Source organism: Streptomyces hygroscopicus, from assembly GCF_026168105.1.
Classification (GTDB): Bacteria; Actinomycetota; Actinomycetes; order Streptomycetales; family Streptomycetaceae; genus Streptomyces; species Streptomyces hygroscopicus_D.
In genome coordinates, this window is record NZ_LBMW01000057.1 from 19819 (window position 1) to 45405 (window position 25587).

Sequence of the window (25587 nt, forward strand, 5' to 3'; positions counted from 1 at the left end):
CGGCCTTGAGGAGGCAGGCTGCGGCCTTGGCGGCAGGTGGTGGCCTTGAGAGGGCAGGCGGGCTGCCCTGAGGCCGCTGGGTCGGCCGCGCACTGTGCCCCTCACTCTTACGACGTGCCATTGCCACTGAGGGCGATCGAGCCATCGCGCAGGGTTACGCTCACGAGATGCACATCAGGCGCATTCCCGTACCGTCTCGTCGCCCCCGCCGTCTCTGCCGTCTCCGCCGTCCTCACCCGTCCCGTCCGCTCCCCCTCCCCCGCCCACTGCAGCTGATGTTCCTCCGCCCATTGCAGCTGATGCGGACGGGCGGAACGCTGGTCGCCGCCGCCGCGCTGCTCGTCTCGGCCTGCTCCTCCGGGGGTTCGACCACGGCGACGACGGACGCGGCACTGGCCGCGCAGCCCCCGTCCACACCGTCGGCCCTGGCCCCGTACTACGCGCAGCACCTGACCTGGAGAGCCTGCGGAGCCCCCGGCTTCGAGTGCGCCACGATGAAGGCGCCGCGCGACTACGCCAAGCCGGCCTCGGGCGTCGTGAAACTGGCCGTCACCCGCAAGAAGGCCACCGGCAGGGGCAAGCCCCTCGGCTCGCTGCTGGTGAACCCCGGCGGTCCGGGCGGGTCGGCGGTGGGCTATCTGCAGCAGTACGCGGGCATCGGCTACCCGGCGGAGATCCGCGCCCGCTACGACTTGGTTGCCGTCGATCCGCGCGGAGTGGCCCGCAGCGAGCCGATCGAATGCCTGACGGGCCCCCAGATGGACGCGTACACACAGACCGACATGACGCCCGACGACCAGGCCGAGACGCGTCGGCTCGTCGAGGCGTACAAGCGGTTCGCGGAGGGCTGCGAGCAGCGCTCGCCGGACCTGCTGCGGCACGTCTCCACGGCCGAGGCGGCCCGTGACATGGATGTCCTGCGGGCTGTGCTGGGGGACCGGAAGCTGACCTATGTGGGGGCGTCGTACGGGACATTCCTCGGGGCGACGTACGCGGGACTGTTCCCGGAGCGGGTCGGCCGCATGGTGCTGGACGGCGCAATGGACCCGTCCCTGCCTGCCCGCAGGCTCAGCGAGGACCAGACGGCGGGCTTCGAGACGGCGTTCCAGTCGTTCGCGAAGGACTGCGTGCGACAGCCGGACTGCCCGCTGGGCGGCCCGGGCACCCCGCCGGCTCAGGTCGGCGACGCCCTGAAGGCGTTCTTCGGCAAGCTCGACGCGTCCCCGATCCCGACGGGCGACGCGAGCGGCCGCAAGCTCGGGGAGGCCCTGGCCACGACCGGCGTGATCGCCGCGATGTACGGCCAGACGTCCTGGCCCCAGTTGCGCGAGGCGCTGACGCAGGCGATGCGGGACAACGACGGCGCGGGGCTGCTCGCCCTGTCGGACAGCTACTACGAGCGCGGCGCCAACGGGAATTACTCGAACCTCATGTTCGCGAACGCGGCGGTGAACTGTCTGGACCTGCCTCCGGCGTTCTCGGGTCCGGAACAGGTGGAGCAGGCGCTTCCGGCGTTCGAGAAGGCCTCGCCGGTGTTCGGCAGGGGACTGGCCTGGGCATCCCTGAGCTGCACGTACTGGCCGGTGAGGGCGACGGGGCAGCCCCATCGCATCGAGGCCGGGGGAGCGGCGCCGATCGTGGTGGTGGGCACGACCCGGGACCCGGCGACCCCGTACTCCTGGGCGCAGTCCCTCGCCTCCCAGCTCGACTCCGGAAGGCTCCTCACCTTCGACGGCGACGGCCACACCGCGTACGGTCGCGGCAGCAAGTGCATCGAGGCCACCATCGACGCGTATCTGCTCACGGGGACCCCACCGACGAAGGGGAAGCGCTGCTCATAGGTGTCGCACCACCCCCGGAGGCAATGCTTCCGGGGGGTGGTCTGAGCACCCTCGGAAACTGTGTAGACTTACCGACGTTGCTGATCGCACCATAGTGCGGACAGCGTGCCGCCTTAGCTCAGATGGCCAGAGCAACGCACTCGTAATGCGTAGGTCTCGGGTTCGAATCCCGAAGGCGGCTCCACTGAACCCCAGCCCAGCCAGTCTCTGAGCTGGGGTTTTTGCGTTCAGCGGATGCGGCGACGGCGGCGGGCACGTGCCGGGCGGCTGTCCCCGGTCTCAGTTCTGGTCTCAGTTGCGGGTTCCTGGCGGGGCATGAACGCGTCCCCCATGCGGCGCATCGCGTCCTTCGAGAGGTGAGATCTGCCCTTCACGTATCGCCGGGTCTGGCTGATCTGGGTGTGCCGGAGGATCTCCATGATGGTCGGCATGTCCACCCCGAGTTCGTTCAGGATCGTGCCAGCCGTGTGACGGCTCCCGTCGTACAGGCGCCGATCATCGATCCCGGCTTCCGCCAGCAACTCCTTGAACTCCTCCCAGTCTTGGCGGGGGTCGAGGGGACGGCCGTCCGGTCGCGTAAAGACCAGCTTGTGTTCCTGCCAGGAGTCTCCTGCCCTCTCGCGTAATGCCTCCTGCTGCGCCTTGTGCTCCCGCAGGTAGGGGATGAACGGCGGCGGGATAGGCACCGCGTTCCGGCTCTTCTTGGTCTTCGGGCGGGTGAAGACCAGGCCCCCGCCCTTGCGCTCCGGGCAGGCACTCGCGTGCTTCGTGCACCCCTTCGGGCACGGCTTGGGGCACCCGCGTTTGTAGCTCTTGTGCGTCTTGCAGTCCGGCGCGCACGGTTCGAAACGGTGGAGGCGCTCGCCGCAGGCATGAGGGTCCTGACAGCCGTGGCGCCATGTGAGGCGCTGGAGCTGCCATTGGGGGTGGAACAGCTCGTTGTCGAGGTCCACGTAGGGCCAGCGGAGTCCCAGGGTCTCACCCTGCCGGAAGCCCATACCGACACCCACGCACCACCGCATGAAGGTGGGGCGCTTGGCGGCGGCTTTCAAGAACGCCTTGGCCTCTTCGGTCGTAAACGGATTCGCCTCGGTCTCGTCGACGGTCGGCGGGTCCACGAGGGTGGCCACGTTCTCGACGACGAGTCGACGGCGGTGGGCGATTTTCAATGCACGCGACAGGATGCGGTGGACTTTGAGTACGTGGGACGGTGCGTGTCCCTCGTCGAGCATCTTGCGGTACATCCGCTCCAAGTGCTCCGGCGCGAGCTTGTCGATCCGGTGCTTACCGATGCCGGGGATGATGTCGTTCCGGGTCTTCGACCAGTAGTCATCCAGGGAACGCGGCTTGAGCTTCAGGCTCGCGATGTCGGTGAGGTACGTAGCCATCCACTGTTCTACGGTCGGCTTGCGACCAGCCTTGGGGGCGCGGCCACGATCGCGGAGGTCTTCCAACTCGCGGACTTTGCGACGTACTCCAGCCTCCGTCTTTGCCCTGCGGTGGCGCCGGTCTGGGCTGCCGTCATCTTTGATGCCCATGGTCACGCGGCCGTGCCACCAGCCGTCACTGCCCTCGTAGACGGACGACTCCATATTCGGATTGCGGGGGCTCATGTGCTCCTCCATGCGGGAGGCGGCCCCGGATGGTTGGGTCCGGGGCCGCCTCGGGTGTGCGTGGGTCAGTTGGGCATCGGTTCGAGGCTGTCTACGTACGCCTCCAGGTCGCTTCGCTTGATGCGGCGGGAGCGGCCGCGCTTTATGTACTTCAGAGCTCCAGCGGCCATGAGCTCGTAGACCGTGGAACGTCCGAAGCGCAGGACTTCCGCGGCTTCCTTGGGGGTGTAGAGCAGTTGATCGGTGGGCGGGAGCGCGGTGGTCATGCAGCGGTGCCTCCTCGGCAGGGTTCCGGGGGCGGTGGCCCCCCTTCCTGTCAGGTCCGCTACTTCCGCTACCTCCGCTACCGTCCTGGTCAGGGGCGTGATCGAGGTAGCGGATGGGGGCAGTGGTAGCGGGGTAGCGGTGGGGTGTTGCGGTAGCGGATGCGGAGCGGCTTGCCGCTACCCGGAAACCGCGTCTGAACTGCCCGGTAGCGGAGGTAGCGGAAGTAGCGCACTTTCCGCGGGGGGTGGGCAGTAGCGCTGCCACGCGTCGTGCAGATCGCTCGCGTAGTAGCCCTTCATGACGCTTCCGCCTGCCTTGATGTTGCGGGCCGCGATGGGTGTGTTGTCGGCGGTCATGTACTCCCGCAGCATCCGCGACAGCCCGCGGGCATCGAGCGGCTTGCCGCTCATGTCCGCCCACGGCGCCTCTTCGAGGCTGTGCAGCCGATCGAGGATGGCAACGGTGGGCAGGCGGTCGATGCCGTTGAAGACGTAGTCGCGCAGGTCCGTCAACAGTCGGATACCGATGCTGCCCTTGTCGCTGGTCTTCGCCGCGTTCACCAGCTCGATGCAGGCGACGCGCGCCCGCTCCGGCCACGCGCCGCCCGCCGCATCGGCCACGGCGAGCAGGGGCTCCCACACGTCCGCGGGCCGGTCGCTGATGCCCTCCGGGAGCTCCGGGAACACCCCGTCGACCAGATGCCGGACGGACTGTGCCCAGGTGGCGAGCCGGTCGCGCAGCGCGTGGCCCTCCTTCTCGTGGATGCGCTGCCGGAACGGCTCCACATGCTCGTTCGGAGCGCGGCGCCGCATGCGGACGATGACCGAGCGGGTCAGGATCGTGTCCGGCAGCGAGCCGAGCCCGGCGACCGCGACGCCGCAGAACGAGGGGAACTCCTGTACCTGCTGGTTGGAGCCGTCGCCCACGCAGCGCCACATGACCCCGGAGCGGCGGTGACCGGCGTTCAGGAACCCTCGGAGCTGTTCGTTCTCTCCGGCCTTGGGCCCGAAGACGGTGTCAATCTCGTCGAAGAGGATCGTCGGCCGTCCCTCCATCCCGGACACCGCGCGGAAGAGCGCGGAGGCGGAGGCGTTGACTGCGACCATCGGTTGCGGCACGAGCGTTTCCACGATCTCCAGCGCGCGGGACTTACCTGAGCCCGGCTCCGGCGACAGGAAGGCGAGCCGCGGTGTGGAGTCGAAGCAGTCGAGCAAATGCGCGTGCGCGTCCCACAGGGTCACGGCGACGTACGCGGCATCGAGGGGGAAGATGTTGAAGCGTCGGTGGTAGGACTCCACCTCATCGAGCAGTGCGGAGCCGTCCATGGCGGGTGCCGGCGGATTGGCGCTCATGCCGCCTGCCTCCCTTCCTGGTTGGTGAGGAGCGGGCATGCGTCGCGGTGCAGGTCAGGGCGAAGAGCAGAAGGGACGCCCTTGCGGGCGGCGCCTGTTGGCTCGCCCACGGCCGGACCGAGCGCGCCTTGTGCGGCGGCGCGCGGGCCGGTTGGGGTGCCGGGGAGGCTCTTCAGTGGGGGACGGTGCCGGGCGCTCATGCCGCCCTCCGCTGCTGATTGCGGGCAATCGACCAGTTCAGACCGCTGCGAATGGTCGCCTCACACGACCGCGGCGACAGACCGGCCTGCTCCCCCGCCCACTGAAGAGCCTCCTCAACCTGCTCCCGGGGAAGGTCGCCCCACGCGATGAACCGCCCCAGGGCTCGCGCTGCCCGGAGCAGCGTGGCGTTGCGCTCACCCTCCGGCGCCTGCCGCACAGACGCCGTTTCCGCGTTCAGACCCGCTGCGGCGTAGCTGGACGCCCGCACGGACGACGGCGCAATTAGTGCCCGCGAAGCCTGGCGGCCCGTCAAACGGGCGCACAGCCAATCCGGCAGAGGCGCGGGCGGCACGTCGCTGACGACGGCGTAGGCGCCCGTGGGGGTGATGCTGCCGGGGGCGACGACGTAGCCGCCCCATGCGCGGGTGTCGATGCGCTTGCCGAGACGTCCGGCGGTGTTGCCGAGCCGGACGCCGGGCGGGGCGGTGAAGTACAGGTGGACGCCGCCGCTCGCGGTCCGCACCGTGCGGGTGGTGGGCACGGTCTGTCCGGCGCGCTCGCAGAGCGCCGTGAAGGTCGTCACGCCGTTAGGCGTGTCCGTACTGCTCTTCCGCTTGGGCATGTCGAGGTCGACGACGACCAGCCCGGACGGACCGGTCGCGATGCCAACGTTGAATGGCAGGTCGCCCCATGCGCGGCGGATGCGGCCAGGGTCGATGGTGGCGCGCTCTTCCCACTTGCGGTGACCGCCCGCGCAGTCGCCGATTCCGGGGCAGACGTCCTCGCCGTGCAGGGCCGGACGCTTGTCGCCAGGGCGAAGCGGGAGGACGGCCCATCCGCGCTCCGCGGCGTCGAGGGCGGCGTACAGGAGGTGACGGTTCATGCCGTCACCCCCGTCACGCTCGATGGGGTGGCGTTGGCCGGACGGCCCTCGCCGAATGACGCTCGTTGGGTCATGCTGGATGTCTCCTGCTCTCTTGGAGGGACTGGAGAACCGGGGCGGGCGCAGGCTTGTGGTGAGACGGCGCCCGCCTCGGGCGTAGCTAGTGGTTCTTGGCCCAGTAGGCGTATTCCTGACGGACGTAGCAGCGCGGGTCGGCGGCCGTCGCCGGATGCTCCGGCCAGTACGGCGCGCCGTGGTAGTCGCCCTCGCCGTCCAGGTCGAACGCGATGAGCCGACAGGCCGCTTCCGGGGCCACCTCGGGCGCGTCGCTGAGGACCCCGTCCCCTTCGTCGCGCAGCGCGATGCGGTCCAACAGTGCCGCCTTGCGGAGCCAGTACTCCCGACCCAAGACGTTGCCGAACGGCTTGTCGGCGGCTGTCTGAGCGGTCCATCCGATCTCTCGGACGATGCTCGGGGCGAGGGCGTACGCCTCGTCCGGCGTTGGCCACGGTCCCGGCTCGGGGCGGTGGTCGGCCGTGACGTACAGGCGCCGACGCCCGCTGTCGCGGGAGGGGTAGGTGCGTACGGTGCCGGTGGCGAACGCGCCGCTGAGGGCGGTGGTGACGCGGTCGGTGTCGGCCGGGTCGCAGATTACGCGGATCTCGAACACGGGTTTCCTTTCGTCAGGCTGCGTCGAGGAAGGGCTGTTGCCAAGGCGGCAGGCTGGCCAGGACGCGGGTCCGCCAGCTCAGCGCGTAGTCGATGCAGTTGGCACAGTTCTTGTGCGTGTGACCGGGCAGCGGTGGCCTGCGGCGGGCGTGATAGCTCCATGCGGCGGAATCGGCCGATGCGAGCAGGTGGCCGACCCGTTCCAGGCCGAGAATCTTGAAGCCGAAGCCATGCAGCTTCAGCCCCCGTGCGGCCATCGCGGTGACGATCGCGGCGCCTTCGCGGGTGGACTGGAGGCGGCAGACCGAGCCGAGCCCGACCGTGGGTTCGCGGGTCAGGTCGACCCCGGCTCGCTCGTACAGTTCCGCGCACCATTCGTAGTCCGCGACCGTCCGCCCCTGAAGGACAGGGGCTATGCGCATCTCGGGGGCCAGGGAGCGCAGTTCGAGGAAGTTGGCGACGGTGCGGCGTATGTGTTCCGGCACGCTGAGGTGAGTGCCGACGAAGACGTTCGGCCCTGCCTTGCCGCCGTGGATGATGAGGTCTTCGCACATCCAGTCCTGCGGCGCGGCCCAGTCGTAGGGGCCGACGCAATCCCAGATGCGGCGTAGGTCATCGATGTACTGGCGCGGGGTGCGCGTCCATCGGCCGTGGCGCTGGAGCTCCGAGAAGCCGCCGGAGTCCACCGCGTACGGACCGCGCGCCGGGTCCAGCTTGACCGCGTTCACGAAGTGCTCGGACTTCAGGAACAGCGGCACCTTGGTCAGCCGGACCCAGTGGCGTTTGTGGGTGGTCAGGTAGAAGCGCAACGCTCCCCCTCAGCCGTGGAAGTGGTTGCGCTTGATGACGGCCTTGCGGATGTGGACCGTGCTCCCGCTCCGGCCGTTGGTGATGGCGCGGACGGGGGTCCGCCAGGCGAGAACGGCGAGCGCGATCCACATGGCGGCGCCAGAACTGAACCCAGCAACCGCGTTGACGAGCTCGCCGACGCCGTAGCCGATTCCGGCCGACAGAGCACCCCCGCCGATCCCGGCGCCGATGAAGCGCTGAGCGATCGGGTCCAGGAGGGGCAGGGGAGTCAGGTCGCGCGGCTCCGACATCGGCATGGGCGGCGGGGCGAGGTGCTTGGGCATGGGGACCATGCGGCCGTAGGCGTCCGGCACCCACACCACGGGGCCGCGTTCGGCGGCCAGTTCGACGGCCGCCGGGGCGGGCGCGTACAGCTCCAGCGATGCCGGGTCGTACGCGGGGGCGGACGGCCCGTCCGCCCGCAGCGCGGGGGCGTGTTCGTTCATCACAGGGTCTCCCGTCAGTGGCCGAGGGCGGAGAGGGCGTCGGCGGACGCCTGCACGAGGTTGTGGATGGGCTCGTACGCGCCGGTCCCGGCGGTGAAGAACCCGAACAGGAACAGCACCAGGGCGGCGCCGCCCCCCGCGGACCTGGTGCGAACGGCGAGGGCGGATGCGGCGCCGAACAGCAGCACGGCGGAGAGGTTCAGGATCATCGGGAGCCTTCCGGTCAGGGGGTGTCGGTACCGGCGCGGTAGATGCGCGCCCAGCGGTTGTAGAGCCAGCGGCCGACGCGTATGCGCTTGCCGGTGGCCTTGCAGCGGCGGCAGTCCTTGCCGCGCTTCATGCGGCCCTTGCGGTCCGTCTTCATGGCGAAGCCCCAGCCGTTGCACTTGCGGCAGTTGCCGAACGGCGAGGCAGCGCACACGGCGACGTAACACAGAGTTACGCCGAGAATGAGGGTGATAGCGAGTAGGACAGGGGTCATGACGGGCCCTTCCAGGCGGGTTTCAGGGGTTTCCGCAGGTGGGCCGCTATCCGCTAGCAGCCTGGTCGGAGTGGGTTTGGGGCGCTAGCGGGGCCGCTAACGTTAGCGGGGTGTGCCGCTAGCGCTAGCGGCCCCGGAGCCTCAGCCCGCGTCCCGCTTTCCGTCACGCTCAGCAATCGCGGCGATGATGTGAGAGCGGTCGATGCCGCGCCGGTTGACGACCTTGCCCTTGATGCGGCGGCCCACCTGGATGGTGGAAACGCCGTGCGGCTTCAGGGCGGCGGCCAGTCCCTCGGGGTCCCATCCGTCGTAGACGTCCGGCCGCAGTTCGGCGAGCCGAGCGACGACGGTTTCGGACCACACCTTGGGCTCATCAGCGGGGATGACGGCGAGGATGTCGGCGAGCAGGTCGTAGCCGCTCGCGACCGGCTCGGGAGCCTCCCCGAGCGCGTGGCCGGACAAGGTCCCGGCTTCCTCACGTGCCTTGCGGGCCCGCAGCGCAATCCGCTCGGCGGCAGGTGCGTCCACGTAGACGCTGCGGATGATCCGGGCGTCCGAGCCGTCGCCGACGAAGTAGGCGATGCCCTTGTCGGCCCAGGCGAACATGGTGGCGCGCACGCCCCGCTTGTGGGCGGAGGTGCCCAGCACCATGTCATTGGCGGTGTGGTCCATGACCTTCATGCACAGCCGCACGCCCGCGTTCGCGGAGATGCCCGTGGGCAGCGACTTCGCGTCGGGGCGCTGGGTGGCCAGCATGAGCACGATCCCGGTGGCCGGTCCGCGCTTGACCAGGTCGGTGCAGATCTCCTCGAACTCCTTGCCGTACTTGTCGTGCTCGAACCACACCTGGCACTCGTCTACGCAGATGACGATGGGGTGCAGTCCCAGACTCGGCTTGGAGGCGAGTTCGCTGGTCACCTTGGACTCGGGGCAGATGTCCCGCGGCAGCGAGCGGATCACCTTCGCCCGGCGCCGCAGTTCGCCGCGCACCTCGCGCATGTCCGCGATGGCGTACTCGATGTCCTCGTCCTCCTCACCAGCGCGATGCCGGTAGGAGACGTGCTCGCCGACCGGGTCAAGGTCGCCCGTGCCCTTGAGGTCGTAGGTGTGCAGCTCAGCCCGCGGGTCCAACGCTGCGATCAGCGCGAACAGGCGCAACAGGAACGTCTTGCCCATGCGCGGGATCGCGCCGATGATCGCAGCGATGTACATGAACGTCAGGCCCACCCAGCGCCCCCGCTGATCAGTGGAGAAGTCGACCGACTTGAACAGGTCGACCAGCCCGCCCTTGGCCAGCGGCCATGCGGGCTGCTTGGCCCGGTTCATGTCCTGGTCGCCGACCCACAGCACGAGGTGCCCGGTGTGCTCGTTCGGGACCGCCTCCGGCCACACGCAGCCGAGCGGGCGGCGCAGGCCGGACGCGAGCCGGTCACGCCGCTCGATAATGTCGGTGACCGTGACGCCGTAGGGGAGGTTGCCCTGCGCGCGCCAGCCGGGGCCGTCGCGGGTGATCGGGGCGGTGAACTCGAACCCGTCCCGCCCCTTGGCCTGCGCCTGGTTGATGGCGGGGATGCCGAGCGAGCCGAGCGCCCGCAGCACGATGTCCGAGGTGAGCTTGACCGCGGTGGGCAGTTCCACCGCGCGGTGGATGACCGGGTCATCCGCCTTGCGTCCGGCGTAGCCGAGCGCCATGACGACTGCACCGACCGACAGGGCCTGAAGCCAGTCGGGGGCAAGCACGTAGATGGCGAGCGCCGCGCCCAGCCCGATGAACATGGCGAGCACCATCACGAGGGTGCGCAGTCGGACCCGACCGTCGCGCTGCCGTGACAGCTTCAGGTACTCGGCTGCATCCTCGCGTCGGACCGCGGCGAGCCGGACCGGTTCCCCCTCGCGGTCGGCCATCCACCGCATCGTGCCGCCCACGAACTTCGCGGCCCCGGACGGGGCTTGCAGGGTGAGCCGGGCGGCGTAGATGGGGGAACGCAGCGCGTGGTAGCCGAGCGAGTGGGCGTAGTGGCGGGCCACCCACGCCGTGGCCGTCTTCAGTTCTGCCACGGACTTCAGCCACGGCGGGACGACCGGGCGGCGCTGCGCGGCGGCGAGCCGACCGAGGTAGCCCGGAACAGTCGCCTTGGCGGTCGGCCGGTCGACCATGACGCGGGCGGTCGGGTCGTCCGACTCGGCAGCCGACTGTGCGGTGTCGGAGTCGGCCGACGGGTCGGTGTCGGGTCGGATAGTCGGGTCGGCCGACTCGGTACGGGCTGACCGAGCCTTGTCGAGGTCGACTACTTCGCCGCCGGAGTCGGCGTTCATCTCTGCTTCGAGTCGGTCGAAGAGTTCGTTGTCGTCGTCGGGGTGCTTCACTGAGGGTCCCTTCCAGTGGGAGGAAAGGCGGGGCCGGTCCGTCGCTGTAGGAGGTGAGCGGACGGGCCCCGCCGGATCGTGGTGCGAGGTGTTAGGCGGCGCGCTGTTCCTCGGGGTAGGCGCAGGGCACGCACATACCGAGGGAGGTGGGGATGACGTATCCGGCGTCCTGTCGGCAGGCGGGACAGGTGCGGCGGGCGCGGTTCGCCTTGGCGAGTGCGGCCCACTTGCCCGGCGTCATCGGCCGGACGGGCTTGGCGCGGTCGACGCGGTAGAGGTAGGCGACCAGCGGGCCGCGCCGGTAGCGCGGGCGCATGATCTGCGCAGCGATGGACTGCGCACCGGGCCGTAAGCCACGGGCCCGTAACTGCCGTTTGGTGGCGAGTCCGTCGGGGGCGCAGCGCCACGGGTAGGTGGGCAGTCCGTGCCTCGCACCAGTCGGGTCGAAGCACTTGGCGTACATCAGGCAGCCTCAGCCGTCGTGCCGTCGCTCTCCGGGGTGTCCACGGGGTGCAACGGGCGGCCGTCGGCACGCTCACCCTTCAGGGTGTCGCGCAGCTTGCGGGCGTTGGCCTGCGACACGTGCAGCGTGGTGCGGAGGCGGTCCGCGGTCAGCTCAGCCTCAGTCCACTCCGCGGTCGCCGTGCGCGCCTCGGTCAGCGCGTCCTCGAAGGTGCGCTGAGCTTTGCCCTTGGCCGTGGCGGTGGCGCGCCGACGCGGACGCGGCTTGGGCTCAGCCGGGGGTGCCGGCGGATTCTCCACCGGGGGTAGCGCGGGCGTCTCCTCGGTGGCGGGGGCGAGTTCGCCCATGCGCAGCATCACGCGCTCGCGCCGCGGGGTCTGCGAGCGCCACTTGCGGCCGTAGCGCTCGCGAAGGTCGGCGCGGGTCAACTGCCGTTCCTTCTCCCGTGTCAGCGCTTCGGAGTAGGAGGTGACCTCCCACAACGTCATGCGACGCCACAGCGCGAAGGTGGAGGGGAAGGCGAGCAGCCAGCGAGAGAACCGGATCTTCTCCATGCGGCGACCGGTGGCGGCGCCGATCCGCACGGCGTAGATGTGCGCGCCGATCTCGGAGAACACCACCCAGAGCAGCGGCATCGTGCCGTGCGCCACCTTGGCCGACAGGGAGTGTCCGGCCGCGATGTTCAGCCCGCACGTGATCAGAGTGAGCGCCCAGGGCACGAACCGCACCCATGCGAGCGCCATATCCATGCGGATCAACAGCAGGTTGGCCACGGTGAACACGGGAATGGCCACGTCGATCCCGACCGGCAGCATCCATGGCTCGCCGAAGCCCCAGCGGGCCGCGGCGGTCGACACGGCGTCGAACGAGGAGATCAGGCCGAGTGCGCCGACTCCGGCCGCGGCAGCGGCGCCGATTCCGGCAAGGCCCATCTCCGGATTCGTCAGCGGCGGCACCGCCGGACGTACGGCGGTCTGTGTCGTCTCGGCGGTGGTCATGCCGCCGCTCCCTTCCGGGAGGGCCGACGGCGCCCAACCGGGCGGGCCAGCGGTACCACGTTGAACAGCTCTGGGGCGTGCGCCTCGATCACCTCGGCAGCGATGCGGGCCACGTCGTCCGGGAGCTCCGGGTTGTCGGCGAGGATGTCGCGCGCGGCGTCCAACCGGGCCGCGCGCTCTTCCTCGGTCTCGCCCTCCTCCTCAAGCCACAGCTCAGGCGGGGTTCCAAGGGCCAGTTCGATGAAGTCGTTGACGGAGACGGCCTGATGGCCGCCGATGTACGTGCGCATGGGAGCTCCTGAGTCGGAGGGACTGGAAGCCGGAGCAGCCGCAGGCGTGTGGTGAGACGGCGACTGTTCCGGAAGCCCCTGCCGCGGACTGCGGCGGGGAAGTGCCCTGGGCCGGATTCGATCCGGTGCCCTCGCGGCGGGATGCCGGGGCGGTGGTGCTAGCGGCCGTTGACTTCGCGGATCTTGACGTTCTCGGCGTATCCGTCACGGAGGCGGACAAGTGCGAAGTAACTACCGCCGACATCCGTGATCCGGTGCGGCTCGCCCTTGTACTGGATCTCCGTGCCGACCTGGTCGACGTTCGGGTGACGACGGTTGGTGATCCGACGCATGGCTTCTCCTGGGAAGTGAAGGGGGTTCCGGCTCCCCTTAGCCCCGCTCGTACGAGACGAGCGGAGGAGGCAACCGGCCGCAGCGCCGCAGCGCCGCGGAGAGGTCGAAGGGTGCGCGGGTCGTGCTCCGCGCGGGCCGCCTTCTTGTCGCTGAGGACAGGCGGTAGATCCTCGGTCCACTATTGAGTTCTCAAGGTGCGATCGGTGCGGGGCCCGCGGCGCGCGGCAGATGCCGCCTTCCGACTGCCGCAAGCGGCAGCCATACGGGCAATCCCGAGCCATTCGTGCAGCTCAAGCGCCTGTCACCCCAAGGTTCGGAGCGACCGCTTGCTGACTAGCTTGCACTAGTCTGCTGTGGTTCACAACCCTTGTGCAGTGATGCGCTCTAGTTCGCTGTGGTGGGTAAGCTCAGAGCATGACTGTCACAGGAGGGCCGAAGCCGAAAGCGGTGCAGGTCGCGGACGCGCTACGCGACGACATCAAGAAAATGAAGCCGGGGGACAAGCTCCCGTCGCAGCGAGAGCTGATGGACCGCTTCGGATTCGCGAGCCAGACCATCCAAAACGGATTGGCCGCACTCCGAGCCGAAGGGCTCATCGTCTCGGCCGGGAACCTCGGTAACTTCGTCGGAGACGGGTCGGCCCCCACCGGCGACGTACGCGACGACATCAAGGAAATCCGCTCCCAGATTCAGGCGTTGGTTGAACGGGTCGCAGCGCTCGAAGGACGCTCCGCCCCGGGTGGTGCGTGATCGGCAACCAGCATGCAAGGAACGGGAGTTGTGAGGTAAGTGACAGCCAGGGGACGGCGAAGCGGAGGTAGGGACATGTCCAGTGACACCCCCCTGTCCCCTTCCCTGTCCCCCTGGCATGCGGGTGAGACTCGGAGTAGGCACTCAGAGGAGGGCACATGACCGACGACAGGCCCGCATGGGCGCGGCGCATCGCTGCCGAACGAGCGGCCCGTGACTGGTCGCAGCGTGACGCGGTAAGGGCGCTGCGGGCGCACGCTCCCACGGAGTTGCCCGCGGAAGACAGCATGATTCGCCAGTGGAAGCGCTGGGAGTCAGGCCAGATGCCGAACGACTTCTACCAACCGATCATCGCTGCCCTCTTCGGCACCGTGACACACGCGCTCTTCCCGGCGCCCTCACGGCGGGACGGAGACAGGGAGATCCTGGCAGCGTCCGGTATGGAGACGCTGGAGATCGTGAGCCGTCTCAACCGGTCCGACGTCGACAACGCCACGCTTGATGCCCTACGGATCACGGCGGATCGGCTCGCCTCGGAGTACCCGTTCATGCCGAGCGAACAGCTCCTCATCGAGGGGCGGCAGTGGCTTCGCCGTGTCGTCGAGCTTCACACGAAGAGCCTCACGCTCGCGCAGCACCGCGAGGTTCTCGCCCTTTCCGGCTGGCTTGCGCTACTGGTTGGCTGTGTCGAGTACGACACGGGCGCCCGCCACGCGGCCGAGTCGACGCGACAGGCCGCGCTCTCGCTCGCGACCGAGGCTGACCATGCGGAGGTCGCCGGGTGGGCGCACGAGATGCGGGCGTGGTTCGCTCTCACGACCGGCGACTATCGAGGTGTCATCGCAGCGGCGCGGGCCGGAGCCGAGACGGCGCAGCACCACGGCGTGGCCGTGCAGCTCGCAGCCCAGGAGGCCAAGGCGTGGGCGCGGATCGGGGACCGCCGGCAAGTCGAGGTGGCCTTGGACAAGGGGCGGCGGTTGCTCGAAGGGATGCCGTACCCCGAGAACCTGGACAACCACTTCGTGGTGGACCCAGCCAAGTTCGACTTCTACGCGATGGACTGCTACCGCCTGGTCGGCGAAGACAAGCTTGCGCGCACGCTCGCCGAAGAGGTACTGAGGGCGGGAACGGACTTCGACGGCACCGAACGTTCGCCGATGCGTAACGCGGAGGCGCGCGTCACACTCGGCGTCACGGCGGCACGTGAGGGTGATTTGGAGCTGGCACTCACGATGGGGGCCCGTGCCCTTGAAGGCGACCGTCAGTCGGTGCCGTCGCTCATCATGACCAGCCGTGAATTGGCTGCCGAGATGAAGCGCCGGTACGCGTCGGAACCAGCGGCACAGGACTATCTCGCCCGCCTGCACACCCTTGGCCAGGAGAAGCCCGGATTCCTGCCGCAGTAACAAGACGTAGCCCACGGTACCGGCGCCTTACGGGGGGAACGCATCGGAGCACGCCCACGCTCCTGGGGCCCGTGCAAATTGACGAAAGCACCAACTCAACACGCGGTGCGGAAGTATTCTCAGAACCTCTTGTAAGTCTCCCACGAGCAAGGAGGCCCCCGCATGCCCCTGCCCAGCGCTCGGCCATACACTAACTGGCTGCTTCTTCCTCCCTACGACCCGAGCAAGGGATGTCATTTCTGGTCGGAGTCTGCAAGTTTTCCATTGCTGCTGGAAAACTTGCGACGCCACGCTGAAATCAAGACGGTAGGGAGATCAAGGTTTCCCGGGCCACTAAACAAAAAGAACGCACTCTGGAAGGAGTACCGGAACTTCCTCCGTCAAGCCCTGAGCAACTTTGAGGCGGCGATCACTGTACCAAACAGATCGGCATGCCTTCTCTATTATTACGCGATGCTGAACTTCGCCAAGGCAGAGCTACTGAGTACCATTCCGGGCAACATCACTGGCAAGTTCGTTGGACATGGACTTAGCTTTAGCCCAAGTCGCGCGAAGTCAGTAGCAGGCGACGTCCTAACGGTGAAGGATGGAGTGTTTCCCTGGCTCTATGAAGCGCGCACCGGGCACAAGATCGCCATTGGAACTAGAATTTCGGTTAAGCGACTTCTTGCCCAGATCCCAGAAATCGCCACACAGATCTCCGATGCCAAACTGGGGGAATGTCAAGTCGCGTCTGTTCATCACATGATCGCTATGGACGCGGACAAGAGTTGGACTGTACTACTGATGGACGGTACCGTCACCGGAACCGGCCGAACAGAGAAGTTTCTGCTCAAGCACTTTCGAGAGGTTGAGGTCCCCCCAAACTGGCGCGACCACTTCGCCATGAGTAGACGAAGGCTCAACAAAGTGACGTTGTTTGAATCAATCGCCACATGTCCGAAATCAGCTTCAGGGAACCTTGACATTGACGGCACTTTCGGGCTCACGTACAAGATCCGCGAGATTCTCGGAATGCGCACTTCGGAGCACATGGACGCTTTCATCTGCCCTAGCCTCTACAAGAGCAAAATGCTGTCCATGCCAGCATCTCTCGCCCGGTACGCGATTACCTATTACGCATCTTCACTGGTCAGGTACAAGCCGTCAGTCTTCGACTTGCAGATTTCACCAGAACAAGCGTATATGTTTGACGCCATCGCTAGGGAATGCGCACTCCCTATGCTTATAGACACGCTAGCTGGGCTGGAGGGGGAAGATCAGTTCTTCTTCGCCGCTGGGGCGTTCCGCAACTAAAGCTGCTCAGCTCAGTTGGGGGTATTGCCACCACGCTCAAATAGATCCAGTTGCCCGTCTGACAGGTCTATGCCTTTAGGCGTCGGCCGGGCCCCATAGTCCGCAATGGACCCCATAGTCTGAATCACTGTGGCGTGGTAAAGCCAGCTCAGATTGCCTTCTTTTTCGAGAGTTCCGCTAACCTGAAGTGCAAGCTCTTCCTCGTGAGCACGAATGGCTTCATGATAGTCCTCTTCATCCCTGAGTCGGACGCGCACTTTATGCGGGGAGCCAGGAAGAAGAGATTCGATCCCGAAAACGCCAGGGCTACCTACATTCTTCTTGGTCAGCAAGTGGACCCTACCGACCATAGTAACGACCTGGGTGCCCTGATCCTCGGCGAGTTTGACGGCAGCCCTACTTAACGGCTCCACGTCATCACTGGTGAATTCGAAATGTGAAGACAACGAAGAAGGAGCTGGAGCGCTGGAGTCCCACTCGATCGAGATATCAGCAGCGTCTGCATGGCTGGCCATACCCAGAACCGCGTTGGTCATCTCATAGGAGACTCCGCGACTCACGCCGTCCTCAAAACCAGATAGAGAGCTACTGGTGTGGTAGTGCTCTAACGCTTCAACGGTGGCTTCGAGGGCCTTAACCACTGCTTGATTTACTGCACGGACGGACGCTGCACCGACTTCTGGAATAATTGCTGCACTGCCTTCGCTACCGGATCGGAGCGACACGTAGCCGTTTGGCGGAGCGTAAGCCGTCACGATATAGCTACCCGGAGCCGTCTGCCCCATCAGTACTTGGTCCAGGTACCTTCCAGCAAATCGGCCATTACGATTCACGAAGTGACGCCCCGGACTGACATAGGACTTGGCGCCCGCGATCAGCGTTTTCCTCGCCGACTCAATTAGTGCCTCCCCGCTTCGCCATTCAATGAGCCCGCTCGGCGCCGAAGATTCCTTACGAAACCGAAATTCGTCGGAAGCTTCGACGGCGAGGCGTGGGTAGATTGAGCGCGCCCACAGCTCGCGATCTTGCGAGATCTGCAACAAGGCCGCGTGCAACAGTTCCGAGAACTCGGGGGCGGAGTTATCTAGGGGAATGACGAGGCTCGACTTCCCGAGACCCGATGAGCTTCCCCCTGGCGGAAGGAAACGTTTGTAGAGTCCCCGACGTCCGCCCACCTGTTGCCAGCCAGCTTCTGTCAGCAGCACTCCTAGACGGTCAGGATCGACGTGAGCGGGGATCGTGACGTTATTCATGCAGCGACTCACCCCGATCAATCCTGTCAAGAATCAAATTTAACGATTTGGCATCTAAAAGGTTCTTCGTTGGGATACGCACCGTGGGCTTCTGGACATGCGACGGAGCCTGCACTCCCTCCAGGTATGCCCAGTAGCAGCTTCGCCTAGTCAGCAGCCCATCGTGATTTGCCGTAGTCCAGTCGGCTTGCCGCGGCGACATCGTCATAACGATCAGGATGGCCTTGTTGTTCTTCCTCGGCTTCACCATGTGATCGAAGTACTTGCGCTTCGTGAACTGGTAGCTGAAGAAATCCTTGCTGCCATCCGGACACGTGGTCGTGGTGCTCTTGAGCTGGGCGAACACCATGGACTCTTCTTCAAGCCCTGAACGCGGAGGGCGAATCAACTGGACATCGGCGCCCCAGTAGTCCTTGTCCACCGTCTCCATCGTGCAGCCGGCCGTCGCCGCCACGCTCGCGACGTACCCCTCTTGGAGCTGCTCCATCATGCCGGTGAACGTCAGCGGGTCGACAGGTTCGATGTTGCTCCTGCGCGGCTCGCTCGCTCCTCCGGCATCGACTAACTCGACCATAGGCAGTGCCCCCACCCCTCAGCCAACTTGACGAGGCTAGATCAACATGGCAACCGAGCGGAAGACGTTCGACGCGCACTGAGGTGGAGTGGGGGCTTCCGATTCAATGACGTTGCCGCGCTCAGTGATGCCTACGTTGGGGGCCAAACGGGGGGCCAAACAGAGCAGCCGTTGACGGATCGCCATGGACGCGCTGGGACGGTGAATGCCGTGAACGCGCAGACCAACAGCCATCGTTGCCACGCCAGAAGGGTGCGTGATCGCGTTCGGGGCGAAGAGGTCGTGGTCTCAACTGTGGTCTCAACGCCCGCCGGTTCCAGGGCGATCCGCAGGCGTCCACGGAAGTCCGGCAGTCCCTCTGACCAGGCGCGCGAGCCTCACGGCGGACGCCCGTGGACGCCTCTGGACCAAGATCGGACAACTCGTAATGCGTAGGTCTCGGGTTCGAATCCCGAAGGCGGCTCCACCGAATCCCCGGGCTCGCAGCTTATGGCCTGGGGATTTCTGCTCTTCGGGATCTGGGAGAGCTGGAGCTGTGCGGGCTCTGGGAGCGACGGTGGCGCCGGGTGCGTGGTGCGTGGCCGGCGCCGACGAAGGGTTGCTCAGCGCGCTGACGCCATGCGCTGCCGAACGGCCTCGTAGGTGAACAGGGCGGCCGATACCGCGACGTTGAGCGAGTCCACCTGACCGAACATCGGGATCTTCGCCTTGGTGTGGCTGCCGGCGAGCCACTGGTCCGAGAGGCCGTACTTCTCGCTGCCGACGAGGATCGCCGTGGGACCGGACATGTCGACGTCCGCCATCAGGACGTCCGTGTCGGGGGTCGCGGCGACGATGTTCACCGAATGCTCGGCCAGCCAGCGCATGACCTCCCGGGAGTCGGCCGAGGCGATCGGGACGGCGAACACCGTGCCCTTGCTGGCCCGGATCACATTGGGATTGCCCCAGTCGGTCACGGGGTTGGCCGAGATGACCGCGGTCACTCCGGCCGCGTCCGCCGTGCGGAGCATCGATCCCAGGTTGCCGGGCTTCTCGACGCTCTCGCAGACGAGGAAGAGGGCCCGGTCGTCGATCTCGATGCGGGAGAGTTCGGTCTGGATGTCCGGCACGACGGCGAGCCAGCCGTCGGGGCCCTCTCGGTACGCGGCCTTGTCGAAGGCCTGCCGACTGAGACTGAAGAGGGCGGCGCCGCGTTCGGCGGCACGGGCCACGACGTTCCTCGGGTCCGAGTCGCCGGTCAGCGCGGGGCAGAAATACAGCTCGCGGGGACGAACACCGGCCCGCAGGGCGAGATCCAGTTCCTCATAACCCTCCACGAGGGTCACTCCGGAATTCTGCCGGTTCCGCCGGCGGCGGAGGGCGGCGAGTTCCTTTACATGAGGGTTGCTCGGGCTGGAGATTTCCTTGGGCGAACCAACCCGTGGGATGGACGGCATCGGCGGTGGGAATCACGGTGCCTTCCGGCTCCGATCCTCCGCCCCCTTTCTCTTGTGCACTGCGCGCGGTCGTGGTCAGAGTACCCGACCCCGGTCGGGCCGCCTCCCTGCGCCCGTCAACCGGGGTCCTGCCCGGACCGGTTGGCCGTTGCGCACGGTTCTACGGCCGGACGCGCGGCCGAGCGTGAATTCTTCGGACGCCGCCGCGGTCCGTCCGCGGGCGATCTTGAAGTGAGAGAGTCCGCGTGGATGCCGTATTCGAGGTGGAATTAACGAGGCCCATTTCGGACGAGCGGGAAGAGCGGGATAAGTGGGGTGAGTGGCAGGAGGAGGGAATGCAGGGGTTCACGGAAGGCGTGGCCGAATGGTGAGAGCGTTCCGGGAACGGAAAACGAGTCCGGCGGGCACACGGAGGCGCGCTCCTGTGGGCTGGGTTGGGAGCGTGTGGTTGGTTGCGTGCAGTTGGTAGGTGCGTGGTGGCTTGGCCGGTGAGGGCGACGCTCAGCCCGTTCGCTCGCTACGAAAAATTATCGGGGGCACGGAGAACCCGCGGATACAAAGCGTCCTCTTAGTGAACGGCTAGCATCGCGTGGACAGTTCGTCGGCCGGATGGGGTTGGTTTCGTGTCGCAGGCGCAGCAGGAGCCGGGGCCCCGTATCGCCGTCGCCGTGGTGACGATGGGCACCCGCCCCGCCGAGGTCGACGCCCTGCTCATGTCCGTGGCCAAGCAGGACCTCGCCCCGTCGCGCATCGTCGTCGTGGGCAACGGCTGTCCCCTGCCCGAATTCGCCGAGCGGCTCGACCTCCCCGGGGAGGTCACCTGCATCGAGGTCGACGAGAACCTCGGCTGCCCGGGCGGCCGCAATGTGGCCCTCGCCAGGCTGCGGGAGTACGGCGACGTCGACGTGGTCATCGAACTCGACGACGACGGGCTGCTCGTCGACGCGGATGTGTTCCGGCGCGTACGGGATCTGTACGCCGCCGACCCCCGGCTCGGCATCGTCGGGTTCCGTATCGCCGACGAGCACGGTGAGACCCAGCGGCGGCACGTGCCGCGGGCCGGGTCCGCCGACCCGATGCGCGGCGGGCCCGTGACCGGCTTCCTCGGCGGCGGGCACGCACTCTCGATGGCGATGCTCGCCGAGACCGGCGACTGGCCCGCGGAGTTCTTCTTCGCGCACGAGGAGACGGATCTCGCATGGCGGGCGGCCGACGCCGGCTGGACCATCCTGTATGCGCCCGAGTTGCTGCTCCAGCACCCGAAGACCTCGCCCGCCCGGCATGCCGTCTACTACCGGGTCACCGCGCGCAACCGTGTCTGGCTCGTGCGGCGTCGGCTGCCGCTTGCGCTCATCCCCGTCCACCTTGGCGTGTGGATCGCCGTCACCCTCCTTCGGGCGCGGTCGGTCGGCGGGCTGAAGGCCTGGTTCGGCGGCTTCGTGGAGGGGCTGCGCGCCTCGGGCGGCGAGCGGCGGCCCATGCGGTGGCGCACTGTGTGGCGACTCACGAAGCTCGGCCGGCCACCGGTCATCTAGGCCGTGGGCAAGGGGCCGGTGAGGGATGTCCACGGCCGTCCCCCCAGCCGACAAGCCCCGCCGAAACGACGAAGGACCCGGTCGTTCACCTCCGCCGACCGGGCCCTGCGCTTCCCGGACCCGGCCACGGCGGCGACACTCCCCCGAGCTACGCAATCACGCGCGCACCGTCGGGCCAGATCCGATGAAGGGATCACATCAGGCCACGCCAACAGATCGCTAACATGTGGCCAACGGTTATCTTCTGAGCCGTGAGCTGGCCGGTTCCGCAACAGGTGGGGAACCGGACAGTAGGAAACTCGCCGCCCGTGACGCGAAGTCGACGGCGGAACGCGGCGGTCGTGCCGCGCGGTGACGGGAGGCGCGGCGGTCGGGCCGTGCGGAAGGGCAGCGGGCGGCTATGCGGTACGGGCTGCGCTTCGGACTGCTGGGTCCGCCTGTCGTGTACGACGCGGACGGCGAGGTCCGGGCGATCGGCAGCGGCAAGGTGCGTGTCCTGCTGGCCGCGCTGCTGCTGGAGCCGGGCCGTGTCGTCTCGGTCGACGCGCTCAAGGACGCGCTGTGGGGCGGGGCGCCTCCGGCCTCCGCGCAGGCGTCCCTGCAGAACCACGTCACCCGGCTGCGCCGCCTCCTCGGCGACGACGGCCCGGAGCGGCTGCGTGCCGTACCGCCTGGTTATCTCCTGCGTGTGGACGAGGGCGAGTTGGACGTCCGGGTCTTCGAGGAGCACGTCGTCGCCGCCCGTGCCGCGTACGCGGGCCGCGACTGGGAGGGCACCGTCCGCGAGGCGTCCGCCGCGCTCGCGCTGTGGCGCGGGACCCCGCTCAGCGGTCTGCCGCCGGAGACCGGGGGACATGCGTTGGTGCAGCGCTTCGAGGAGGCGCGGCTGCTGGTTCTGGAGTGGTGGTACGACGCCGAGCTGCACCTCGGCGGAACCCGGCTCGGCGGTCTCGCCCCGGAGCTGGCCGCGCTGGTCGCCGAGCACCCGCTGCGGGAGGGGTTCCACCGGCTGCTGATGCTCGTCCTGCACCGCACCGGCCGCCCGGCCGAGGCGCTGGCGGTCCACCGCGATCTGCGCGAACGGCTCATCGACGAACTCGGCGTCGAGCCCGGAGCCGCAGTGCGTGAGGCCCATCTCGAGATCCTGAGGGACGATCCGGCCACGCACGACAACCGGCAGGGGCAGGGGCAGGGCAACAGGCAGGGGCACAGCAACCGGCAGGGGCACAGCAACAGGCAGGGGCACAGCAACCGGCAGGGGAGCGCCGACCGCACATACGCCGACGGTGCCCGCACCGGCGCCGCGGAACCGCATGCTGCGTACCCGCACGGCGCGGACCGGCACGGCGCAGGCCCGCACGGCGGGATCCGGAAGGACGCGCCCCGGGGCGGTAAGCGCAGCGAGAGCGACACGGCCCGTACGGACGGCAGGAGCGGCGCGGACTCCGTCGGCGCGAACCCGGCCCACACGGACCCCACCGATACGGACCCCACCGGTACGGACCCCACCGGTACGGACCCCACCGGTACGGACCCCACCGGTACGGACCCCGCTTCGCCAGGCGCCGCTGCCACGGACCCCGACGGCGCAGTCCCCGCTTCGGCCGGTGCCGAACAGGAATCCGGGACCCCGCACCCAACCCCCCAGGTGGCGCCCGCCGTACCCCGCCCGGCCCAGCTCCCGTCGCCGCCCGCCCACTTCACCGGCCGTGACACGGTGCGCGCGGAACTCCTCCGATTCCTGGGCGCCGAACACGACGCACCCGCCGTGGCCGTGCTCAGCGGCATGGCCGGGGTCGGCAAGAGCGCGCTCGCCCTGCATGTGGCACATGGGCTGCGGGAACGCTTCCCCGACGGTCAGCTCTATGTCAATCTGCACGGCGCCACACCCGGCATGACCCCGCTCACCGCCGAGCAGGCGCTCGCCGCGCTGCTGTGCGACCTCGGCGCCGAGCCACGTCGTATCCCCGAACAGCGGGACGCGGCGGCCGCGTTGCTCCGGTCGCTGCTCGCCCCCACCCGAACCCTGATGGTGCTGGACGACGCCGCGCACGCCGCCCAGGTGCGTCCGCTGCTGCCCGGCGGTCCCGGTTGCGCGGTGATCGTGACCAGCCGCTCGCCGCTCGCCGCGCTCGACGGCGCCCACCGGGTTCCGCTCGGGCCCCTCTCCGGTGAGGACAGCGCGGCCCTGCTCCGCGCGGTCTCGGGCCGGGACGGGCTCGACGCCGGGCATCCGCTCGTGGAACTGGCCGGCCGGCTGCCGCTCGCCCTGCGTGTCGTCGCCGCGCGGCTCGCCGCCCGCCGCGCTCTCACCCCTGACATGCTGGCCGGTCAACTCGCCGCCACCGAGGGACGGCTGCACCACCTGGAGTACGACGACCTGAGCGTCCGCAGCTCGCTCGCCGTCGCGCACGACGCGCTGCGCGCCTCGGACCGGGAGGCGGACCGGGACGCGGCGCGTGCCCTCGGCCGTATCGGGGCGCTCGACCTCCCCGGCTATGGGGCGCCACTGCTCGCCCGCCTCCTCGGCACGGACGAACGCCGTGCGGAGGCCGCCCTGGACCGTCTCGTCGACGTCGCGCTCCTGGAGGAGACCGCGTACGGGCGGTACGCACCGCATGACCTCGTCCGGGACTTCGCCCGCGAGACCGCGGCGGGCGAGGAGCCCGCGGGGGCGGGGCACGGCGCCGCGGACCTCGCCCTGCGCTGGTACACCGCCGTGGCCGCGCGGGCGTACGAGGCCATCGTCGAGCCGGGAGCCGAGCGCGAGGACCGGCTGCGAAAGACCCCGTCACAACCCCGTACGCACATCGAGGACGTGGCTGCCGAGCCCGCCTTCGGCTCCGCGCAGGCCGCCGCCGACTGGATCGCCCTCGAACTGGAGAACATGGTCGCGCTCGTGGAGCGCCACGCGGACACCTCCGCCCATGTGCCCCTGCTGGTCCGCCTGATTGCCACACATCTGCAACGCCGCGGCCGAGGTGCCGAGTTGGAGGTGCTGGGCGGCGCCGCCCTGCGCGGGGCGCGCCGGCTGGCGGACGCGCCCGCGGAGGGGTACGCGCTGCTGGATCTGGCCGGACTGCACTTCATGAAGGGCCGCGGCAACGACGCGCTCGCCCTGCTCGACGAGGCGCTGGAGATCTGGCGGCGGCTCGGGTACGTCTCCTGCCTGTGCCGTGGCCTCAACAACCGCGCGTTGCTCCTGGAGGTGCTCGGCCGGTACGAGGAGACGGGTGAGGCGCTGCGGCAATGCCTGGAGTACACGCGCGTGCTGAACGACCCGATGCAGGAAGCCATCACCTACAGCAACCTGGGCAACCTGTACGAGCACACCGACCCGCGGGCCGCCATCGGCCACCATCGCAGGAGCCTGGAGATCGGCGAGAGGATCGGCCATGTCATCGTCCGCCACTCGGCGCACTGCAACATCGGCTTCGCCCACCTCACGCTCGGCGAACCGGAAGCCGCCGTACCGCACTTCGAGGAGAGCCTGCGCATCCTCGGCGGCCACGGCCACTGGCAGGGCGAGTCGCAGACCCGGCTGGGGCTGGTGCGGGCCCTGCGCGGGCGGGGGGACGCCCGGCGGGCCGCGGACGAGTGCGATGAACTGCTGACCCTCGCCGCCCGCCGCGGCGATCGCTACACCGAGGGTCTGGCCCGTCACCAGCGGGGTCTGCTCCACCGGGCGGAGGGCGACACGGGGGAGGCCAGGCGGCAGTGGACGTCCGCCCTCGCCTCGCTGGACGGAACGGACAGTCCGGTGGCCGGGGAGCTGAGGGAACTGCTGGCGGAAGGATGAGCGCCGGTCCCGGACGGCCCCGTGCCGCTCCGCGCAGCGGCACCGGAGCGTCCCAGACCGCCCTGACGATTCCTTCCGGCCCGGGGGCTCCTTCCGGCCTGACGGGCTCCCTCGGCTCCGGCGTCTCCTTTCGGCCCGGGGGCTCCTTCCGCCTGACGGGTTCCCTCCGCTCCGCTGGCTCCCCTCCAGCCCGGCGGCTCCCTCCACCCCGGCGAGCGGCCTCGCTCGCCGTCGGCAGCCTCGCCCTCGCTTGGTCTCGGCGTCCGGCGCCTGCGCCCCGCGCTTACGGCCTCGCTCGGTGCCTGCGCCTCCTTCCGGTGCGCGCTGCCTCGCTCGGTCTTTGCGCCTCCGCCCAGCGCCTCCGCCCAGCGCCTGCGCCCAGCGCCTGCGCCTCCGCCCAGTGCCCTCCCCCCGGCCCAGTGCCCTCCCCCCCCGGCCCGACGCCTGCGCCTCCGCCCAGTGCCCTCCCCCCGGCCCAGTGCCCT

23 protein-coding genes and 1 tRNA gene are annotated in these 25587 nt (G+C 68.5%); 7 read left to right on the forward strand and 17 right to left on the reverse strand.

Translation table 11 applies throughout. From position 1 onward, the window contains the following. The first annotated feature begins 275 nt into the window (after positions 1-275). On the forward strand, positions 276-1841 hold the full coding sequence (locus tag AAW14_RS34120) for an alpha/beta hydrolase (protein ID WP_265568320.1): 1566 nt from the start codon (positions 276-278) through the stop codon (positions 1839-1841). A 107-nt stretch (positions 1842-1948) separates the two neighbouring features. Next, positions 1949-2025: transfer RNA gene (locus AAW14_RS34125), tRNA-Thr, on the forward strand. 43 nt (positions 2026-2068) lie between these two features. Here AAW14_RS34125 and AAW14_RS34130 read toward each other — a convergent pair. The 14 genes from AAW14_RS34130 to AAW14_RS34195 form a co-directional block, all read right to left on the reverse strand. Continuing rightward, positions 2069-3454 (reverse strand): tyrosine-type recombinase/integrase, encoded by a 1386-nt coding sequence (locus AAW14_RS34130; protein WP_265568342.1) that lies wholly within the window; start codon positions 3452-3454, stop codon positions 2069-2071. A gap of 65 nt (positions 3455-3519) precedes the next feature. Then, the gene (locus tag AAW14_RS34135) at positions 3520-3720 is read right to left on the reverse strand and encodes a helix-turn-helix domain-containing protein (RefSeq protein WP_265568321.1); all 201 of its coding nucleotides are present in this window, start codon (positions 3718-3720) and stop codon (positions 3520-3522) included. A gap of 177 nt (positions 3721-3897) precedes the next feature. Further along, a complete protein-coding gene (locus AAW14_RS34140) occupies positions 3898-5073 on the reverse strand; it encodes a DUF3631 domain-containing protein (protein ID WP_265568322.1) in 1176 nt (391 codons plus the stop codon). A gap of 196 nt (positions 5074-5269) precedes the next feature. Next, entirely contained in the window at positions 5270-6157 is an 888-nt protein-coding gene (locus AAW14_RS34145; protein ID WP_265568323.1) for a bifunctional DNA primase/polymerase, read from the reverse strand. 160 nt (positions 6158-6317) lie between these two features. Then, on the reverse strand, positions 6318-6827 hold the full coding sequence (locus tag AAW14_RS34150) for a hypothetical protein (RefSeq protein ID WP_265568324.1): 510 nt from the start codon (positions 6825-6827) through the stop codon (positions 6318-6320). Between the two features lie 13 nt (positions 6828-6840). Beyond that, positions 6841-7635, reverse strand: coding sequence for a hypothetical protein (locus tag AAW14_RS34155; protein WP_265568325.1), 795 nt, complete (start codon positions 7633-7635; stop codon positions 6841-6843). Positions 7636-7644: 9 nt separating this feature from the next. Continuing rightward, the gene (locus tag AAW14_RS34160) at positions 7645-8121 is read right to left on the reverse strand and encodes a hypothetical protein (RefSeq protein ID WP_265568326.1); all 477 of its coding nucleotides are present in this window, start codon (positions 8119-8121) and stop codon (positions 7645-7647) included. A gap of 14 nt (positions 8122-8135) precedes the next feature. After that, positions 8136-8330: a hypothetical protein gene (locus tag AAW14_RS34165; protein WP_265568327.1), complete on the reverse strand. Its 195-nt coding sequence runs from the start codon at positions 8328-8330 to the stop codon at positions 8136-8138. 14 nt (positions 8331-8344) lie between these two features. Then, positions 8345-8602, reverse strand: a complete 258-nt coding sequence (locus tag AAW14_RS34170) for a hypothetical protein (RefSeq protein WP_037760950.1) — start codon at positions 8600-8602, stop codon at positions 8345-8347. A 141-nt stretch (positions 8603-8743) separates the two neighbouring features. Further along, on the reverse strand, positions 8744-10969 hold the full coding sequence (locus tag AAW14_RS34175) for a cell division protein FtsK (protein ID WP_265568328.1): 2226 nt from the start codon (positions 10967-10969) through the stop codon (positions 8744-8746). Between the two features lie 91 nt (positions 10970-11060). Further along, a complete protein-coding gene (locus AAW14_RS34180; RefSeq protein WP_265568329.1) occupies positions 11061-11432 on the reverse strand; it encodes an RRQRL motif-containing zinc-binding protein in 372 nt (123 codons plus the stop codon). Continuing rightward, positions 11432-12430 carry a DUF2637 domain-containing protein gene (locus AAW14_RS34185; protein ID WP_265568330.1) on the reverse strand — a complete coding sequence of 333 codons (999 nt, stop codon included), beginning with the start codon at positions 12428-12430 and terminating at the stop codon, positions 11432-11434. The genes AAW14_RS34180 and AAW14_RS34185 overlap by 1 nt, the downstream gene beginning before the upstream one ends. Continuing rightward, positions 12427-12720, reverse strand: coding sequence for a hypothetical protein (locus tag AAW14_RS34190; RefSeq protein ID WP_265568331.1), 294 nt, complete (start codon positions 12718-12720; stop codon positions 12427-12429). Before AAW14_RS34190 ends, AAW14_RS34185 begins: the two co-directional genes overlap by 4 nt. A 158-nt stretch (positions 12721-12878) precedes the next feature. Then, positions 12879-13052, reverse strand: a complete 174-nt coding sequence (locus AAW14_RS34195; RefSeq protein WP_265568332.1) for a hypothetical protein — start codon at positions 13050-13052, stop codon at positions 12879-12881. Between the two features lie 415 nt (positions 13053-13467). Between AAW14_RS34195 and AAW14_RS34200 the strand changes: the two genes are divergently transcribed. The 3 genes from AAW14_RS34200 to AAW14_RS34210 all read left to right on the forward strand — a co-directional run bounded on the left by AAW14_RS34200 (position 13468) and on the right by AAW14_RS34210 (position 16505). Then, a complete protein-coding gene (locus AAW14_RS34200; RefSeq protein ID WP_265568333.1) occupies positions 13468-13803 on the forward strand; it encodes a winged helix-turn-helix domain-containing protein in 336 nt (111 codons plus the stop codon). Positions 13804-13961: 158 nt separating this feature from the next. Continuing rightward, a complete protein-coding gene (locus tag AAW14_RS34205; protein ID WP_265568334.1) occupies positions 13962-15209 on the forward strand; it encodes an XRE family transcriptional regulator in 1248 nt (415 codons plus the stop codon). A gap of 162 nt (positions 15210-15371) precedes the next feature. Beyond that, positions 15372-16505 (forward strand): YaaC family protein, encoded by a 1134-nt coding sequence (locus tag AAW14_RS34210; RefSeq protein ID WP_265568335.1) that lies wholly within the window; start codon positions 15372-15374, stop codon positions 16503-16505. A gap of 11 nt (positions 16506-16516) precedes the next feature. Here the strand turns inward: AAW14_RS34210 and AAW14_RS34215 are convergent, their stop codons facing one another. From AAW14_RS34215 to AAW14_RS34225, 3 genes are all read right to left on the reverse strand, one after another. Next, entirely contained in the window at positions 16517-17758 is a 1242-nt protein-coding gene (locus AAW14_RS34215; protein WP_265568336.1) for a hypothetical protein, read from the reverse strand. Further along, complete coding sequence (locus AAW14_RS34220) at positions 17751-18332, reverse strand: DUF4365 domain-containing protein (protein ID WP_265568337.1); 582 nt, start codon at positions 18330-18332, stop codon at positions 17751-17753. Before AAW14_RS34220 ends, AAW14_RS34215 begins: the two co-directional genes overlap by 8 nt. Positions 18333-18934: 602 nt before the next feature. Further along, positions 18935-19768 (reverse strand): TrmH family RNA methyltransferase, encoded by an 834-nt coding sequence (locus AAW14_RS34225; protein WP_416223420.1) that lies wholly within the window; start codon positions 19766-19768, stop codon positions 18935-18937. A gap of 623 nt (positions 19769-20391) precedes the next feature. Here AAW14_RS34225 and AAW14_RS34230 point away from each other — a divergent pair. Further along, complete coding sequence (locus tag AAW14_RS34230; RefSeq protein WP_265568339.1) at positions 20392-21303, forward strand: glycosyltransferase family 2 protein; 912 nt, start codon at positions 20392-20394, stop codon at positions 21301-21303. Between the two features lie 400 nt (positions 21304-21703). Beyond that, the gene (locus AAW14_RS34235; RefSeq protein WP_265568340.1) at positions 21704-25102 is read left to right on the forward strand and encodes an AfsR/SARP family transcriptional regulator; all 3399 of its coding nucleotides are present in this window, start codon (positions 21704-21706) and stop codon (positions 25100-25102) included. Positions 25103-25587: the final 485 nt, after the last annotated feature.